18 protein-coding genes and 1 tRNA gene are annotated in these 15,671 nt (G+C 51.5%); 14 read left to right on the top strand and 5 right to left on the bottom strand.

From position 1 onward, the window contains the following. Positions 1 to 14: 14 nt before the first annotated feature. Together J6J34_RS11540 and pepA are read right to left on the bottom strand one after the other, a co-directional pair. Positions 15 to 467, bottom strand: a complete 453-nt coding sequence (locus J6J34_RS11540; protein WP_301721703.1) for a DNA polymerase III subunit chi — start codon at positions 465 to 467, stop codon at positions 15 to 17. Between the two features lies 1 nt (position 468). Further along, entirely contained in the window at positions 469 to 1,974 is a 1,506-nt protein-coding gene (gene pepA, locus J6J34_RS11535) for a leucyl aminopeptidase (protein WP_301774030.1), read from the bottom strand. A 123-nt stretch (positions 1,975 to 2,097) separates the two neighbouring features. Between pepA and lptF the strand changes: the two genes are divergently transcribed. After that, complete coding sequence (gene lptF / locus J6J34_RS11530; RefSeq protein ID WP_301721705.1) at positions 2,098 to 3,207, top strand: LPS export ABC transporter permease LptF; 1,110 nt, start codon at positions 2,098 to 2,100, stop codon at positions 3,205 to 3,207. Then, complete coding sequence (lptG, locus tag J6J34_RS11525) at positions 3,204 to 4,280, top strand: LPS export ABC transporter permease LptG (protein WP_301721706.1); 1,077 nt, start codon at positions 3,204 to 3,206, stop codon at positions 4,278 to 4,280. Before lptF ends, lptG begins: the two co-directional genes overlap by 4 nt. A 35-nt stretch (positions 4,281 to 4,315) precedes the next feature. On the opposite strand, the gene J6J34_RS11520 is transcribed toward lptG, so the two are convergent. Then, complete coding sequence (locus J6J34_RS11520) at positions 4,316 to 4,831, bottom strand: RDD family protein (RefSeq protein ID WP_301721707.1); 516 nt, start codon at positions 4,829 to 4,831, stop codon at positions 4,316 to 4,318. Positions 4,832 to 5,057: 226 nt separating this feature from the next. Here J6J34_RS11520 and J6J34_RS11515 point away from each other — a divergent pair. Next, positions 5,058 to 5,144 (top strand) — tRNA-Leu (locus J6J34_RS11515). A 75-nt stretch (positions 5,145 to 5,219) separates the two neighbouring features. Here the strand turns inward: J6J34_RS11515 and J6J34_RS11510 are convergent. After that, a complete protein-coding gene (locus J6J34_RS11510; RefSeq protein ID WP_301899052.1) occupies positions 5,220 to 6,071 on the bottom strand; it encodes a c-type cytochrome in 852 nt (283 codons plus the stop codon). 273 nt (positions 6,072 to 6,344) lie between these two features. On the opposite strand from J6J34_RS11510, the gene rnr reads away from it, so the two are divergent. From rnr to dnaB, 11 genes are all read left to right on the top strand, one after another. Further along, positions 6,345 to 8,681 carry a ribonuclease R gene (rnr, locus tag J6J34_RS11505; RefSeq protein ID WP_301721711.1) on the top strand — a complete coding sequence of 779 codons (2,337 nt, stop codon included), beginning with the start codon at positions 6,345 to 6,347 and terminating at the stop codon, positions 8,679 to 8,681. After that, positions 8,678 to 9,424 carry a 23S rRNA (guanosine(2251)-2'-O)-methyltransferase RlmB gene (gene rlmB / locus J6J34_RS11500; protein WP_301721712.1) on the top strand — a complete coding sequence of 249 codons (747 nt, stop codon included), beginning with the start codon at positions 8,678 to 8,680 and terminating at the stop codon, positions 9,422 to 9,424. Before rnr ends, rlmB begins: the two co-directional genes overlap by 4 nt. A 1-nt stretch (position 9,425) precedes the next feature. After that, positions 9,426 to 9,884 carry a hypothetical protein gene (locus J6J34_RS11495; RefSeq protein WP_301721714.1) on the top strand — a complete coding sequence of 153 codons (459 nt, stop codon included), beginning with the start codon at positions 9,426 to 9,428 and terminating at the stop codon, positions 9,882 to 9,884. A 129-nt stretch (positions 9,885 to 10,013) separates the two neighbouring features. Beyond that, on the top strand, positions 10,014 to 10,385 hold the full coding sequence (rpsF, locus tag J6J34_RS11490) for a 30S ribosomal protein S6 (protein WP_301721715.1): 372 nt from the start codon (positions 10,014 to 10,016) through the stop codon (positions 10,383 to 10,385). A gap of 24 nt (positions 10,386 to 10,409) precedes the next feature. Further along, positions 10,410 to 10,718, top strand: coding sequence for a primosomal replication protein N (priB, locus tag J6J34_RS11485; RefSeq protein WP_301721716.1), 309 nt, complete (start codon positions 10,410 to 10,412; stop codon positions 10,716 to 10,718). Positions 10,719 to 10,728: 10 nt separating this feature from the next. After that, on the top strand, positions 10,729 to 10,956 hold the full coding sequence (gene rpsR, locus J6J34_RS11480) for a 30S ribosomal protein S18 (protein ID WP_006956988.1): 228 nt from the start codon (positions 10,729 to 10,731) through the stop codon (positions 10,954 to 10,956). Positions 10,957 to 10,999: 43 nt separating this feature from the next. After that, positions 11,000 to 11,452: a 50S ribosomal protein L9 gene (rplI, locus tag J6J34_RS11475; RefSeq protein ID WP_301774036.1), complete on the top strand. Its 453-nt coding sequence runs from the start codon at positions 11,000 to 11,002 to the stop codon at positions 11,450 to 11,452. Between the two features lie 180 nt (positions 11,453 to 11,632). Further along, a complete protein-coding gene (locus J6J34_RS11470; protein WP_301721723.1) occupies positions 11,633 to 12,196 on the top strand; it encodes an RNA polymerase sigma factor in 564 nt (187 codons plus the stop codon). Continuing rightward, positions 12,180 to 12,689 carry a hypothetical protein gene (locus tag J6J34_RS11465; protein ID WP_301721725.1) on the top strand — a complete coding sequence of 170 codons (510 nt, stop codon included), beginning with the start codon at positions 12,180 to 12,182 and terminating at the stop codon, positions 12,687 to 12,689. The genes J6J34_RS11470 and J6J34_RS11465 overlap by 17 nt, the downstream gene beginning before the upstream one ends. 15 nt (positions 12,690 to 12,704) lie before the next feature. After that, positions 12,705 to 13,673: a DUF4097 family beta strand repeat-containing protein gene (locus tag J6J34_RS11460; RefSeq protein ID WP_301899051.1), complete on the top strand. Its 969-nt coding sequence runs from the start codon at positions 12,705 to 12,707 to the stop codon at positions 13,671 to 13,673. Positions 13,674 to 13,765: 92 nt separating this feature from the next. Then, positions 13,766 to 15,172, top strand: a complete 1,407-nt coding sequence (dnaB, locus tag J6J34_RS11455) for a replicative DNA helicase (RefSeq protein ID WP_301721729.1) — start codon at positions 13,766 to 13,768, stop codon at positions 15,170 to 15,172. Here the strand turns inward: dnaB and zur are convergent. Next, complete coding sequence (gene zur, locus J6J34_RS11450; RefSeq protein ID WP_301721730.1) at positions 15,169 to 15,609, bottom strand: zinc uptake transcriptional repressor Zur; 441 nt, start codon at positions 15,607 to 15,609, stop codon at positions 15,169 to 15,171. The two genes, dnaB and zur, sit on opposite strands and share 4 nt — an antisense overlap. Between the last annotated feature and the right edge of the window lie 62 nt (positions 15,610 to 15,671).

Raw genomic sequence — 15,671 nt, 5'->3', positions numbered from 1 at the left:
TTCACGACAATAATTTAATTTGAATGTGTTGCGGTCTCAGCGACATTAACGGTGCTGAGATTCACGCCTTGTTGGCGATACCATTTAAACCGCTCGCGCGCTTCCTGGCGTTGCTCAGGCGCGCTCGGCACCTGGTCAACAATCAGTTGAGCGCCGGCGAACTGCGGTGCTGTTGGCATAAAATTGACACTGACTTTGCAGCGGCGCTGACTGACCGCCGCTGTTGGCCAGCAAAGCTCGACTGGCGCACCATAGGGCGGGCCCTCGCCAACCAGATTATGTGGTACGAAGGCGTCAGCGGGCTGCTGCCATAGGGCTTCATCCAGCATTTCTGCGTGCTGTTGATCACGACACCAGACGCGAACGCTACCAAACTCACGCCAGCGTTCACAGATGGTTTGACAGAAGAACTGCAACTGCTGCTCTTCGCTCAATCCATCGAGTACGTAGAAAATGCCCTGCACCATACTAATCCTGTTGTCCTGCAGCTGTTCGGTTCAAAAGGAACTGGGTCAGCAACGGCACAGGTCGTCCGGTTGCGCCCTTTTTGGCGCCACTGCGCCAGGCTGTACCGGCAATATCCAGATGCGCCCAGTGATACTTCTTGGTAAAGCGGGATAAGAAGCAACCGGCGCCAATGGAGCCTGCATCGCGACCACCAAGATTCGCCATATCAGCGAAGGGGCTATCCAGGGCGTCCTGATATTCATCCCATAAAGGCAGTCGCCAGGCTCGATCACCACTTTGTTCAGAGGCATTCAGCAACTCGTGCGCAAGTGGATTATGGGTGCTCATCAGGCCACTGGCATGATGACCCAAGGCAATGATACAGGCACCGGTCAGAGTGGCCACATCAATGACGGTATCTGGCGAGAAGCGTTCGACATAGGTCAGCGTATCGCACAGCACCAGGCGGCCCTCAGCATCAGTGTTCAAGACTTCCACGGTCTGCCCACTCATGGTGGTTAACACATCACCGGGACGGTAAGCTTTACCATCGGGCATATTCTCACAGCCGGCCACAGCGCCGATCACATTGATCGGCAGTTGCAGTTCTGCCAGAGCTTGCATAGCACCTAGCACCGACGCTGCGCCGCCCATGTCGTATTTCATTTCGTCCATATTGGCGGATGGCTTGATAGAAATACCACCCGCGTCAAAGGTAAGACCTTTGCCAACCAGAACGATAGGTGGGACATCGTCAGCTGCACCTTTGTAATGAAGTAGTGACAGCACCGACTCATTTTCAGAGCCACGGCCAACCGCCAGATAGGCATTCATGCCCAGCTCGGCCATTTCTGCTTCTTCAACAGTGCTGAAACTGAGGTTGTCGTAATTACCGGCCATTGCTTCGGCCTGCTCAGCAAGGTAGCGTGGTGTGCAAATGTTCGGGGGCATATTGGCCACGTCACGACAGATAAGCATGCCTTTACTCACGGCCAGGCCATGCTGAATGGCGCGCTCACCTAAAGGTAGCTCACGTCGCGTGGGCACATTAAAAACCAGTTTCCGCAAGGGGCGGCGCGGCTCTTCTTTACGGGTTTTGAGCTGATTAAAGGTATACAAACCGGCTTGCGCGGCTTCGACAGCCTGACGCACTTTCCAATAGGTGTCGCGACCTTTAACATGGAGCTCACTGAGGAAGCAGACAGCTTCCATTGAACCTGTTTCATTCAAAGTATGAATGGTTTTTTCGATAATTTGTTTATACTGACGTTCATCAAGCTCTCGTTCTTTCCCGCAACCAACGAGAAGAACGCGTTCACTTAAAATATTTGGCACATGGTGCAACAGCAACATTTGACCGGCTTTACCTTCGAGGTCACCGCGGCGAAGCAAGTTACTGAGGTAGCCTTCGCTGACCTGGTCCAGCTGCTCAGCAACGCCTGATAAACGGCGAGGTTCGAAGACTCCGACCACGATACAGGCTGAACGTTGCTTCTCCGGACTGCCACTTTTGACGCTAAACTCCATACTAACTCCCGTTTTCGGCGGTTGACAGGGTAGGGCTGTCATAGAATAATTCTTGTTAAAACGACAAGTTTACTGAAAAATTGCGTATTTTCCAGCAAAAAGCAAAGTTAAGAGTGGTCACCAGTGCGTATATTCCGCTATTTAATGCGAGAAACATTTAAATCTCAGATCGCCGTTTTAACGGTGTTGATGACCATTTTTATCAGCCAAAAGTTCGTTCGGGTGCTTGCGGACGCTTCTGCGGGTGAAATCCCCGGCGATCTCGTCATAAAACTGCTCGGTTTGAACCTTCCTGCACTTGCTGCCTTAATTCTACCACTAAGTTTGTTCCTGGGTATCCTTCTCGCTCATGGTCGCATTTATGCCGACAACGAGATGACGGTTTTGCATGCCTGTGGCGTGAGTGAATGGTACGTTACCCGCGTGACTCTGGTGTTGGCAACTTTGCTGGCCCTGGCGACGGCTTCGTTGACGTTATGGCTGGTGCCCTGGTCGCTGGAGCAAGAGCGCCAGGTAGAAGAGCGTGCACGCAGCGATACCGGATTGTCGGTGATTATGCCAGGTCGTTTCCAACAGGCCAGTAACCAAAAAGCGGTGATTTTCGTGCAGGGGCTGACCGAAACTGGCGAACTGGACGAGGTTTTCGTAGCCCAGTCGCTGCGTGATGAAGAAAACCAGGTGATCGGCGGTAGTGTGGTGATGGCTGACACGGGCAATGTTATTGCCAATGAGAGTGGCTCTCAGCAACTGGTGCTGAAAGATGGTACCAGGTACGCCCGCAACTCAGGAGAGGGCGACTATCAGGTGATGGAATTCGGCAGTTACCAGTTACAAATTAAAGAACAGGAAGCGACCGAATATATCCGTAAGCTGGAAGCCTATAAAACCACCGAGCTCTGGGGCGAAAATAATCCTGAAGCGGCGGCTGAATGGCAGTGGCGCGTAGCTATTCCTTTGGCGATGCCATTATTAACCCTCATTGCGGTCCCGCTGAGTCGGGTCAATCCTCGGCAAGGCAAGTTTGCGCGTATGGCGCCGGCATTGCTGATTTATCTTGGCTACTTCCTGTTGTTGATGGCCGCCCGTTCCGCTGTCGCAGATGGGGTGATCCCGGCTGTTATCGGGCTCTGGTGGATTCATGTACTGCTATTGATTTTTGGCGTAATACTAGTAGGTAAAGGACGCCCGTTTGGCTTGCGTGTGTTGGCGCGGCTGCGGAGGAATCCAGCATGATGCAGTTTAGTATTCTCGATCGCTACATTGCGCGCTCGGTACTGATGACATCCTTACTAAGCCTGGCCGTACTCAGCGGCTTGTCCTCGCTGATCCGTTTTGTCGAACAGTTAAAATCGGTGGGCAAAGGCACTTATTCGGTCGCAGATGCCGGACTTTTTGTGTTGTACAGCCTGCCGCGCGATATTGAAGTGTTCTTCCCCATGGCGGCATTACTCGGCGGTCTGATCGGGATGGGCATGCTCGCCAGCAACTCCGAATTAGTGGTCATGCTTGCTGCCGGGCGCTCAAGGCTGAACATTGTTGGCTCAGTCATGAAAGCCGCAATCATCATGATGCTTGCGGTAATGGCTATGGGCGAGTGGGTGGCTCCGCAACTGGAAGCGCAGGGACGTGAATTGCGCGCTTCAGCGATTTCAGGTGGTAGTTTAATTTCCGCCCAGCAAGGCGTATGGGCAAAAGACGGGGCCCACTTTGTTAATATTTCCGAAGTGGAAGATACCGGTCGGCTGCGCGATCTGACGGTCTATCGTTTTAGTCAAAACCGCCAGCTGGAGTCCGTCGTACAAGGTGGCAGTGCGACCTATCAGGGTGACCAATGGGTACTGAATAACGTTACCATTACTGAGCATGAAGTTGAGCAAATCACCGAGCGAAAGTTACCGCGTTGGGTCTGGGAGTCTTCTCTGACCCCCGATAAACTGGGTGTTGTGACAGTGAAGCCAGAGGCGCTGTCGATTAGTGGGCTACTTGATTATCTGGATTACCTGAGTGCTAACCAACAAGCAACGGAGCGCTACGAATTAGCCCTTTGGCGGAAAATCTTTGCGCCTGTTACCGTTGCGGTAATGTTGTTGGTTGCGCTGTCCTTTATCTTCGGTCCGTTGCGTTCGACCACCATGGGAGCGAGGATTTTACTCGGGGTGATCACAGGTTTTGGTTTTCATGTCAGTAATGAAATCTTCGGGCCCCTGGCCCAGGTGTATCAATTACCACCATTACTGGGCGCTTTGTTACCAAGTCTGCTGTTTGCCGGCACGGCACTGTGGTTAATGCAGCGGCGCAGCGGTTAATGCAGCGCCGCAGTGGCTAAAGCGCTGCAGGGCATTTAGAGGTCGCGCCAGTAGTACAACTGATTCGCTTCTTTTGAAAGGGTAACCAATTCAGTTCCAGCAGCGTAATCATGCCAGGCTCTGCGGTTTTTAAAATCAACCAGAACCCACAAATTACCCAGTCCGAAACAGCAGGTAATCACTCTAATCAGAGCCTGTTTTTTAGTAAGCAGAGAGCCATCGCGCTGCTGTACTTTCAGACGCCATGCACGCATGCCCAGGGTTTGTCCGCTGCGGCGCCAGAACCAGCCAAAGAAAAAACCGAGTACGCTTAGCAGGTAGATAGCATAGAGTGGCGAGCTGTTGAGCCAGCCCGCATGGTCCATGCCTTCGGGCAGCTGCAACCAACCGGAACTGGTAAGAATTGCCGCAAAGGCCAGCGCTAGTGCCGAAGACAACATAATCACAGCAACCGCAACCAGCACATCATAAATCCAGGCTGCGAGACGGCGCCCAAATCCGGCGCTGGGAAACGACGCATGCAGGGTATGGGAGGGGCTGGCTGCTGACATTTGGGATCCTTTCATCTAAAGCTCATGACGATAGTGGTGATCCTGGCAGGCATCACCGAAATGGAGATTATCATGTCCTGGCAGCGGATTAGCAAGGCAGCTGATGAAAAAGCCGGTGTTGCTCATGTTTTAGGCGAACGCTTCGTTTCTGTAATAATTTTCTTGATTGCAAAATTGCCTTGCGTATAATGCCTCGCACTACCGACAATCAAGTCAAATCTTCTATGCCGAAGTGGCGGAATTGGTAGACGCAGCGGATTCAAAATCCGCCGCTGGTAACAGCGTGGGGGTTCAAGTCCCCCCTTCGGCACCATCTTATTTATCTGCAGTTCGAATCCTTGAACCTTGTCTGCTGTCGCAGCCGAAAATCCAGCTGATGTTTGGCTCTTTAGGGTTGTCCTTGTCGCTTATGTTCGACCGTAACTGGTGGCAGTGATCGCAGATAAGCAATCAGCGCGCTCATATCCGCAGGACTCATTTCCGCATAAAAGGCTGCTGGCATCATCTCATGCAGCTTGCTGCCATCAGGCAGTTCTCCCGTGCGAAGGACATGCTCCAGTTGCTGATCAGAATAGCCACCGACGGGACCTGCCGGCGTGATATTCTTCGAATAGATGTAGATATTTTCTGCTACGGGCAATGGATTTCCGCCGGCGCCTATAAGTTCCTGCGCGTGCCACGGCGTATGACAGGCAAAACAGTGGGCCTGGGTGGCAACATAGTCACCTCGTACCATAGGATCTGAATAGTCAATAGCTGCAACAGTAGTCACCATTGGCTGGCGCGACTTGTCCACTCGTTGTAAAAAACCATCAGGATAGTCTGATGCTGGCGTCGCTCGGGCAATAGGCGGGCGGCTTAGCAGGTAGGCGGCAACCGCTCTGGCGTCGTCATCTGATAGACTTTTGTACATTTCAATCGGCATAGGTATTCCGATGACACTACCATCAGGTCGCCGGCCGTTACGCAGAGCATGGATAATGTCATCATGGGACCAATGGCCAATTCCGGTGGCTTTGTGTGGCGTGATATTGGGCACATAGACGTTGCCGAAATCTTCAGGGATGACCGTGCCGCCCGCCAGGTCTTTGCCGTGGCAATGGCCACAGGCCATGACGTGATTGACGAGGTAATCGCCATGTTTAATGAGTTCTTTGCTCTCATCAGCGGTAACGGGCATTGAAAACAAAGTGGTGAGACTACAAATAAAAATGGCCTTGATAGCGTTAAGTTTGCCCATGACCAGATCTCCTTAAATAGGTTGAAATTTAACGGACTAGTGATCTCTGTCATGGACCTGGAAGGCTAAAGGTGGTTATTTTTTGTCCACAGCAGGCAGAGTGCAAAGCCTAGCAGAGGACTGGGAAACTGCAAAAACTTGCTCGTACTGGCGTCGATTCACGGGCGATGACCTTGTGCGTAGGCGCGTACACTATTTACGACGTTGTGTCTGAAATCTGCTATAGTAAGAGCAACTTAGACAAGCGTCCGATTCACAAAATTTTGAGGTGATATGAGTCACAAGAACGAACAAAATTCGTCCTCAGCTCCAGAGTATGAAGTAGAAATTCCGTCGCGCGAGGACTTGCTCGAGGCCATTGAAGCTCGCCTGAAGCCCACGACGTTTGAAGAGATCGTTGAGCGTTTTAAGCTGGACGATGAGCGTCAGCATATCGGCCTGAAACGACGGTTACGTGCGATGGAGCGCGATGGGCAACTCATTTACACCAAAGCCAATGCTTATGGCCTGCCGTCCCGGATGAACCTGATTAAAGGTCGCATTATCGGCCACCGCGATGGGTTTGGCTTCTGCCATCCTGACGACGGTGGCGGTGATTTATTCATTCCGCCAAGCCAGATGTACAGTGTGCTGCATGGTGATCGGGTGTTGGTGCAAGAGCAGGGGAGCGATAGTAAAGGCCGCCGCGAAGGCCGTATCGTCCGCGTCATCGAGCCGCGCCAGGGCGGTATCGTGGGTCGCTTCTTTGTCGATCACGACTTAGGTATTGTGGTGCCCGATGACAGCCGGCTGAATCAGGATATTCTGATCCCGGATGACGCTCGCAATGGTGCCCGGCATGGCCAGATTGTGGTGGTTGAAATTACCCGGCGGCCGAACCGCCGCACCAGCCCCATTGGGGAAATTACCGAAATTCTTGGTGAACATATGGCACCAGGAATGGAGATCGAAGTTGCCATCCGCGAACACGATATTCCCACGGAGTGGAGTGCGGCAACGCTAAAAGAAATTGAACAGTTTGGCGAAACCGTGCCGCAGGACGCTTATGAAGATCGGGTGGATCTGCGTGAATTACCTCTGGTCACCATTGATGGTGAAGACTCCCGCGACTTTGATGATGCTGTCTGTGCCGAACCTGATGGGGACGGTTGGCGCCTGTGGGTAGCGATTGCAGATGTCAGTTACTATGTGCGCCCAAACACAGCGTTAGACAAAGATGCCCTGGAACGTGGTAACTCCGTCTACTTTCCAAATTTTGTCGTGCCGATGTTACCGGAAAAACTTTCGAACGGGCTATGTTCACTCAATCCGGACGTTGACCGTTTGTGTATGGTCGCCGAGATGCGCATCAATGCTAAAGGAAAACTACGCGACTCGAAGTTTTACCCGGCAGTGATGAAGTCGCACGCGCGCCTGACCTACAATAAAGTCGCCGATATTCTTGATGGTGATCCGAAGTTACGCCAGGATTATCAACACGTACTGGCGCAAATTGATCACCTGAATGAATTGTTTAAGGTGTTAAAGTCGGCTCGTCAGCAACGCTCAGCAATTGAGTTTGAAACCCTTGAAACGCGCTTTATTTTCAATGCTCAGCGCAAGATTGAAAGCATTGAGCCAGTGCGGCGTAATGTTGCCCATACCATTATCGAAGAATGCATGATTATGGCGAACGTGGCGACTGCCCGGTTAATTGAGGGACATGATGAAGCTGGTGCTTTATTCCGGGTGCATGAGCCTCCCTCCTCCGAGCGCTTAACCAACTTCCGCAGTTTTTTAGCTGAGCTTGGCTTAACCATGAAGGGTGGCGATGAGCCCAACCCGGCGGATTACGCCGCAGTGCTGGAACAGGTGCGTGAGCGTGCCGATGCCGAGCTCATTCAGACCATGCTGCTGCGATCGATGCAGCAAGCAGTGTATAGCCCTGACAATGCCGGCCACTTTGGCCTGGCGCTGGACGAGTATGCACACTTTACATCGCCCATCCGGCGCTATCCGGATCTGGTGTTGCACCGGGCAATTAAAGCCTTACTGAAAAAGCAACAAGGTCCGAATAAAGCCCTGGCTGGCGCATGGATGTACCCAGATGAGCAACTCGACGAGCTGGGTGAACAATGTTCCATGACCGAGCGCCGCGCAGATGACGCGACGCGGCAGGTGGCCGATTGGCTGAAGTGCGAATACATGCAGGATCATGTTGGTGGCGAGTTCACTGGTGTGATTGCTTCAGTAACCAACTTTGGTTTGTTTATTCGCATAGATGACCTTTCTATTGATGGCCTGGTGCATGTCAGCAACCTGGATAATGACTACTATCGTTTCGATAACGAACGTCATCTCCTGATTGGTGAAAACAGTCGCCGCGTTTATCGGCTTGGCGATAAAGTTAAGGTCAAAGTCCGCAGTGTGAATCTCGATGAACGTAAAATCGATCTCACCTTGCTGGCCGCGGAAAGTCCGACGGGCAAAGATCGCATGCCGGGAGCTGATGCTGCCGCGGGCGATGAAAAACCTGCACGCAAGCCGCGAAAAAAATCATCGAATAAAGGTAAGCGCGGCAAAAGCGGCGCCAAAAGCAGCTCAAAAACTAAGGGTAGCCGCAAAAAATGAGTAAGAAAGTTTCCGTCTTTGGTTTGCATGCTGTACGAGCATTGCTTGAACGTCACCCGGAACGGGTTATCGAAATTTTTGCATTGCGCGAGCGACAGGATCAGGCGTTACAGAGTTTGGTGCAAAGCGCTCAGAAAATGGGGATTCGACCACAGTTTGTGCCTAAGCATACGCTGGAAAAAAAAGCTGAGGGCGGCAATCATCAGGGCGTAGTGGTGACGGCTCAGGAAGCACCGCTATTAAGTGATAACGATCTGCCTGACCTGGTAGAGAAAAGTGCCGGTAAGGCTTTATTTCTGGTGCTTGACGGTATCACTGACCCGCATAATCTGGGGGCCTGTTTACGCACCGCCGATGCCGCAGGCGTCACCGCTGTGATTGTGCCAAAAGACAAGTCAGCTTCACTCAATCCGACCGTCCGCAAAGTTGCCAGCGGCGCAGCAGAAACTGTGCCGTTAGTGCAAGTTACCAATCTTGCCCGCGCGCTCAAACAATTGCAGGACTTGCAAGTCTGGGTAATGGGCACCGCAGGCGAGGCCGAACAATCGGTCTATGCTGTCGATCTGAAAAATTCGGTCGCCGTGGTGATGGGGGCAGAGGGTGATGGCATGCGTCGTTTGACCCGTGAAACCTGTGATGAACTGATTAAAATTCCACTGCAGGGAACCGTCTCCAGTCTTAACGTATCCGTCGCGACTGGCGTTTGTTTGTTCGAAGCCGTGCGCCAGCGGCAGGGTAACTGAGATGCCTAAGGTACCTTTTTTACGCATGCGCCCGGTGGTGCTTTCAATCGTGGTGATGGTGCTGCTGGCCCTGGCTTGGTTGCCTACCGGCAATTTCCTGCCGGGCGAACGTACCAATAAACCGCAGTTGCACGTCAGCTACCGTGCTCAGGACGATGTCCCGAGGGCGGAGGATATTATCTATGACTTGCAGCAACGCATTGGCCAACGTCATGAGTGGCTGCTCACCGAAACAAGCGAAGCTTATGCGTGGGATCTTGATATAGAGGTCAGTCAATCCTCCGGACAGGTGGTGATTCACGGTGTACTGACACAACCGGGTCCTGATGCCAGCTCAGCGCAAGAGCAACGCTTTAAAATTCAGGGGCCTGTTGATGCTGTCGGTGCGCTGCCTGAGCAATTCGTGAAAGTCTTGATTGATTTAGTCGAAAACGCAGAAAACTACGGCTCGAGCTTGTGATCTGGGTGAAATTCGGCTACACTCCCGCCGCTTAAATCAGTCTGAAGTATTACCAAAACTATCAAAAGCGTTCCTTGCTGCTGAGGTGTGACTGAGCCTAACAGTGGCTATGAACCATAAGGAGCAGAAATGCGTCATTATGAAATCGTATTCATGGTCCATCCGGACCAGAGCGAGCAAGTATCTGGTATGATCGAGCGCTACAGCGACACGATCACACAAGGTAACGGCACCATCCATCGTTTGGAAGACTGGGGCCGTCGTCAACTGGCTTACCCAATCAACAAGTTGCACAAAGCGCACTACGTATTGATGAACATCGAAGCATCGAACGAAGTTATCGAAGAGTTGGAAACAGCTTTCCGTTACAACGACGCGGTGTTACGCAACATGATCATGCGTAAGAAAGAAGCCGTCACTGAACCTTCTCCTTTGACTAAAAAGGAAGAGCGTAAAGGTGATAGCCGCAACGAAGAACAAGGCGACAGCGAAGCAGCGTAAGCTGATTTGTGACGTCTAACCATTGTGGAACTAAGCAATCAATTGAATTTAGGTGGCAGCGTAAGCAAACCACCAAAATTAACCACCAGTCCAGCAGGCATTAAGCACTTACGCTTCGTATTTGATCATCAATCGGAGCAGCAGGAAGCAGGACTACCACGACGCAGTTTCGTCAGAATCTTAGTCGTGTTAAGTGGCAGTGAAGCACCACAGTGGGCAAATGAATTGACCGTTGGGACGCAATTGCAAGTAACTGGTTTTTTGAATCGTATTGAAGATAAAAACGGAGTTGGAAAACTTGTACTGCATGCCCGGCAACTTGTGAAGATTTGAGGAGACCATCATGGCTCGTTTTTTCCGTCGCCGTAAATTCTGCCGTTTTAAGGCTGAAGGCGTTAAAGAAATTGATTATAAAGATATCGCTACTCTGAAAAACTACATCACTGAGAGTGGCAAAATCGTTCCTAGCCGCATCACTGGCACTTCAGCGAAGTACCAGCGTCAGTTGGCGCGTGCCATCAAACGTGCACGTTATTTGTCGTTGCTGCCTTATACTGATTCACATCAGTAAGCCGGCATCGCGAACGATCTCAGAAACTCAGAGGTAGCGAACAATGGAAATCATTCTATTAGACAAAATTGCCAACTTAGGTGGCTTGGGTGACCAAGTATCTGTTAAGTCTGGCTATGCACGTAACTTTTTGTTCCCGCAAGGTAAAGCAGTTCCTGCAACTCAGGCGAACGTTAAAGTATTTGAAGAGCGCCGCGCTGAATTAGAAGCTAAAATTGCTTCTGAGCTGGCTGCTGCTGAAGAGCGTGCAGAAAAAATTAATGCTCTTGATCCAATCGTAATCAGTTCAAAAGCTGGAGACGAAGGTAAATTGTTTGGCTCGATCGGTACTAAAGACATCGCTGACGCAGTTACTGCGGCCGGTGTTGAAGTGCAGAAGAGCGAAGTATTGTTGCCAAACGGCACTTTACGTGAAACTGGCGAGTACGACATCGAGCTGCACTTGCACGCCGACGTATTTGCTAACATCAAGCTGCAAGTTGTTGCGACAGATTAATCTGCGTCAGTAACTTTAGCTACTAAGCAATTTAGCTTTCAAAAACCGCATCCTGCTGAGCAGGGTGCGGTTTTTTTTTGCTTTTTTTCCAAGCCGTGTAAACCTTTACTTCGGTCGTTGCGACCAAGTTAGTAAGCAAATTCACCCAAGCTGTATCTGTAGGATGAAAAGGGATAACCAGTGACAGTACAACTTAACCGCGAGAGCGCCATAGAAGATCCCGATCGGGGGCTGGTGCGGCAGGCAACGCAAGGCAGCATACAGGCTTTTCAGCAGCTTTTTGAAAGGCACCACCGGCGCGTCTATGGACTTGTCTGGCGGCTGGCTGGTAATAGCGAGATGGCCCAGGATCTGACTCAGGAAGTGTTTATCAAGCTATGGGGTAATCTTGCCAGCTTTCGTGGTGAAAGTAAGTTTAGTACCTGGTTACACACTGTAGCGACACGGGTTGCCCTTACCGAGCTACGCAAGAATAAGCGCTGGCAACAGGTGCGGCTAACGGGCGAGGCCGGTTATGCAGATACCCTGGAGTATCAGGAGAGTGCGGATCTGAGTGAGTTGGATCAATTGATCCGGCGCTTACCTGCGCAGACGCGGTGGGCTTTTGTCTTGCATTGTATTGAAGGTTTACGCCACGAAGAAGTTGCCGCGGAAATGGGGATTGCCGTGGGGACGAGTAAAGCGCAAGTGCATCGGGCACGCATGATGTTAGAGGAGTGGTTGAGCGATGACGACAGCGAATGAAAAACTAGCACGCCTGATAAGTGAAGCTGCTGACGGTAAAGATACGCCGCAGCCAGGTCATGACTTGTGGCGCGGCATTGAGCATAGCATCTCACGTTCGGGCCGACGCCGTGGGCGTTGGTTGAACTGGGCTTGGGCGAGTGCCGCTTGCGCGGTGCTGGCTGTTGGCCTGGTGACCTTTAATAGTATGCAGTCTTCACCAGGTACCGCTACACCGCAGAGCGAACTGCTGCTGACAGTTTTGAATCAGCAACATGAGCAACAGCGACAGATGTTGCTCAGTCATTATCAGACAGTGGGTTGGGACGGCAAAAGTGGGTATGTACAGCAGGAATTGGAACAAATTCGCGCCAGTATTCATGAAGTCAGCGAACAGCTGATCGAAGAACCGAATAACCGCCAGTTGTGGCAATTGTTGCAATGGCTGTACAGCAAGGAACTTGAGCTGCTGGAGTCGCAATTTAAAGTGAATGAACAATTACAACAGGTCTAATCAAAAGAGGGAAAAATGATGAAAAAGCTAATGAATCTGCTCTTCAGTGTCTCTGTGGCCGCTGTTCTGTACGCGGCCCCTACCGCGGCCTTTGCTGCCCAGGAGAGCGTCGACAAACGCCTGGATGTGCCGGCGAATGTTGTGGTAACCATTGAAAATATGCGTGGCGAGGTCGAGATTATCGGTACCGAGGAAACCTATGCACAGGTCAGAGGTAAACTCGATGAGTATGCCACTGGAATGACGTTTGAACTCGCTGACAATAATCTGACGATTCGGGTGGAAATGCCAGCACGCGGTAATTTCTCGGGCAACCATGGTTCAGAGTTAGAAATTCATCTGCCCTCGAGTGCTGAACTGAATATCAGCGGTGTTTCCAGCGATTTTGTGGTCAGGGATTTTAGCAGTGATGTGCAGCTGAACACTGTCAGTGGCGATATTCATGCTCATAGCTTGCGCGGTAAGCTCAACCTCACCAGCGTCAGTGGAGACATTCAGAGCGAGAAACTGACCGGCCGGGTGACGCTTAAATCCGTAAGCGGTGACATTGACGACCGGGACGGCGCGGGTTCCAATGCCAGCTATTCGTCCACCAGTGGTGACATCGACGTGAGGACGTCCGTCAGTGATATTTCTGCCGAGAGCGTTTCAGGCGATGTAATGCTGGATTTGCAGTCGGTTTCAAATTTGCGTTTGAAATCAGTTAGTGGTGATGTAAAAGCGACTCTGGCCCTGACCAGGAACGGACGTATCTCAGCGAACTCAGTAAGCGGCGATGTCGAACTGTTGTTCTCAGGCGCCGTCGATGCCAACCTTGAAGCGAACGTCAGTGGCGGTGGCAGTATTGTCAACGACGTCAATGACGCCCGGGTTGAGGAGTCAAAATGGGGTGTAGGTGCCAATCTGGAAACTCGTCTGGGTAGTGGCTCAGGTACTATCGAGTTGACCACCATGAGCGGTGACATCATCCTTCGTAAAAAATAACCGATAAGAGGCGGATCCGAGCGGATCCGCTTCCCTCCATCCTCAGGTTTTTGTATAGTCGTACCCATTGTTCTGATTCACCTGAGAGAGATATGGCAAACCGCCCCGATAAACACCGCAACGACGCTAAACTCGCCGCAATTAAAACGCCACCGCATTCAATTGAAGCAGAGCAGTCGGTATTGGGCGGGCTCATGCTTGATAATCAGGCGTGGGACGCGATTTCCGGTGACATCATCAGTGATGACTTCTATCACCGCGGGCATCGCCTTATTTTCCGTGCGATGCATCGCTTATCTGAACAAAACCAACCGATAGATTTGATTACTGTCTCTGAAACTCTTGAGGCCGCCGGTGAGCTTAAGGATGTGGGTGGTTTTGCTTATCTTGGCGAGATTGCCAAAAACACTCCGAGTGCAGCCAACATCCGGGCTTATGCGCAAATTGTCCGTGAACGCGCGATCCTGCGGGAAATGATTGCCGCATCAAATGAAATTGCCGAGTCCTGTTTCGATACTCAGAATCGTAGCAGTGCTGAGCTGCTGGACATTGCGGAGAGTAAGGTATTTCATATTGCGGAAAAGCGCACGACGGCAAACGAAGGACCGCAGGCCATTGCCCCTATTCTGCAGCGCACCGTGGATCGTATTGATGAACTCAGTCGCAGTAAGAACCCTAATGGTGTCACTGGCCGTTCCACCGGCTTTACGGATCTGGATCGTATGACTGCGGGGCTACAGTCCTCGGACTTAATCATTGTCGCCGCACGACCCTCCATGGGTAAAACCACGTTCGCCATGAACTTATGTGAAAATATTGCCCTTAAAGAAGACAAACCGGTATTGGTTTTTAGCCTGGAGATGCCGTCCGAGCAGATCATGATGCGGATGATGGCGTCACTTAGTCATGTCGACCAAACCCGTATCCGCAACGGTCAGTTAAAAGAAGAGGACTGGAGCCGGGTCGCTTCGACGATTTCTATTTTGAAAGACCGTAACAATATCTATATCGACGATTCCTCAGGACTGACACCTACCGAGGTGCGGTCGCGCGCGCGCCGCGTATTCCGTGAGCATGGCGGGCTGTCGGTGATTATGGTCGATTACCTGCAATTAATGACGGTTCCGGGCATGTCAGAAAACCGGACACTCGAAATCGCTGAAATTTCCCGCTCACTGAAAGCCCTGGCGAAAGAGCTGGAAGTTCCTGTCGTGGCGTTGTCACAGTTGAACCGCTCACTTGAGCAGCGCTCTAATCGTCGCCCGGTGAACTCAGATTTACGTGAATCCGGCTCGATTGAGCAGGATGCCGACGTCATCATGTTCATCTACCGTGATGAAGTTTATCATCCGGAAAGTGAAGAAAAGGGTATTGCTGAAGTGATTTTGGGGAAACAGCGGAACGGACCTATCGGCACCATAAAACTCAAATTCCAGGGGCAGTACTCACGCTTTGATAATCTTGCCCAGCATGAGATCCCTGACGGGCCTGGCTACTAAGCGCAGTCGCGGCAGAGCCCGTGGGCTTCAATAGATTGGCTGACGACCTGAAAGCCCTGGTCTTCGGCCTGCTTACGCAGCGCGTTGTAAACCCCTTCTGACTGGATTTCCTGCACTGAACCACAGCTTTCGCAAATCAGCATCTGCACCGGGTGCTGATGATCGAAATGACTGCACAGGACATAGCTGTTTGACGAAGTGATTTTATGCACAAAGCCTTGTTCCTGAAGAAAGTCCAGGGCGCGGTAGATGGTCGGCGGCTTGGCATTGGGTACTGCTGAGCGCAGCTTATCCAACAAGTCATAGGCGCCAATCGCACCGGTTTCAGCAGCGAGGATCTCGAACACTTCACGGCGCGCAGGGGTTAACCGCGCTCCACGTTGTTCGCATAATTTTTCTGCTTTAGTGATCAGTCGAGCAGTTTCTTTTGTCATCATGTCGCAAAGTTTACCACGCCCGCATACGATGGGATAGACTGAGCTTATCGATTAACCCGAAC

It is taken from the genome of Pseudidiomarina terrestris (genome assembly GCF_030466405.1).
GTDB lineage: Bacteria > Pseudomonadota > Gammaproteobacteria > Enterobacterales > Alteromonadaceae > Pseudidiomarina > Pseudidiomarina terrestris.
This window is presented reverse-complemented; position numbering and strand designations above follow the sequence as displayed.

Excerpts from the sequence above, each read along its gene's own strand:
- rpsF (WP_301721715.1), top strand. The coding sequence starts at position 10,014 with ATGCGTCATTATGAAATCGTATTCATGGTCCATCCGGACCAGAGCGAG.
- J6J34_RS11495 (WP_301721714.1), top strand. The coding sequence starts at position 9,426 with ATGCCTAAGGTACCTTTTTTACGCATGCGCCCGGTGGTGCTTTCAATC.
- rnr (WP_301721711.1), top strand. The coding sequence starts at position 6,345 with ATGAGTCACAAGAACGAACAAAATTCGTCCTCAGCTCCAGAGTATGAA.
- J6J34_RS11465 (WP_301721725.1), top strand. The coding sequence starts at position 12,180 with ATGACGACAGCGAATGAAAAACTAGCACGCCTGATAAGTGAAGCTGCT.
- J6J34_RS11540 (WP_301721703.1), bottom strand. The coding sequence starts at position 467 with ATGGTGCAGGGCATTTTCTACGTACTCGATGGATTGAGCGAAGAGCAG.
- pepA (WP_301774030.1), bottom strand. The coding sequence starts at position 1,974 with ATGGAGTTTAGCGTCAAAAGTGGCAGTCCGGAGAAGCAACGTTCAGCC.
- J6J34_RS11520 (WP_301721707.1), bottom strand. The coding sequence starts at position 4,831 with ATGTCAGCAGCCAGCCCCTCCCATACCCTGCATGCGTCGTTTCCCAGC.
- J6J34_RS11460 (WP_301899051.1), top strand. The coding sequence starts at position 12,705 with ATGATGAAAAAGCTAATGAATCTGCTCTTCAGTGTCTCTGTGGCCGCT.
- J6J34_RS11510 (WP_301899052.1), bottom strand. The coding sequence starts at position 6,071 with ATGGGCAAACTTAACGCTATCAAGGCCATTTTTATTTGTAGTCTCACC.
- zur (WP_301721730.1), bottom strand. The coding sequence starts at position 15,609 with ATGATGACAAAAGAAACTGCTCGACTGATCACTAAAGCAGAAAAATTA.
- dnaB (WP_301721729.1), top strand. The coding sequence starts at position 13,766 with ATGGCAAACCGCCCCGATAAACACCGCAACGACGCTAAACTCGCCGCA.
- lptG (WP_301721706.1), top strand. The coding sequence starts at position 3,204 with ATGATGCAGTTTAGTATTCTCGATCGCTACATTGCGCGCTCGGTACTG.
- rplI (WP_301774036.1), top strand. The coding sequence starts at position 11,000 with ATGGAAATCATTCTATTAGACAAAATTGCCAACTTAGGTGGCTTGGGT.
- rlmB (WP_301721712.1), top strand. The coding sequence starts at position 8,678 with ATGAGTAAGAAAGTTTCCGTCTTTGGTTTGCATGCTGTACGAGCATTG.
- rpsR (WP_006956988.1), top strand. The coding sequence starts at position 10,729 with ATGGCTCGTTTTTTCCGTCGCCGTAAATTCTGCCGTTTTAAGGCTGAA.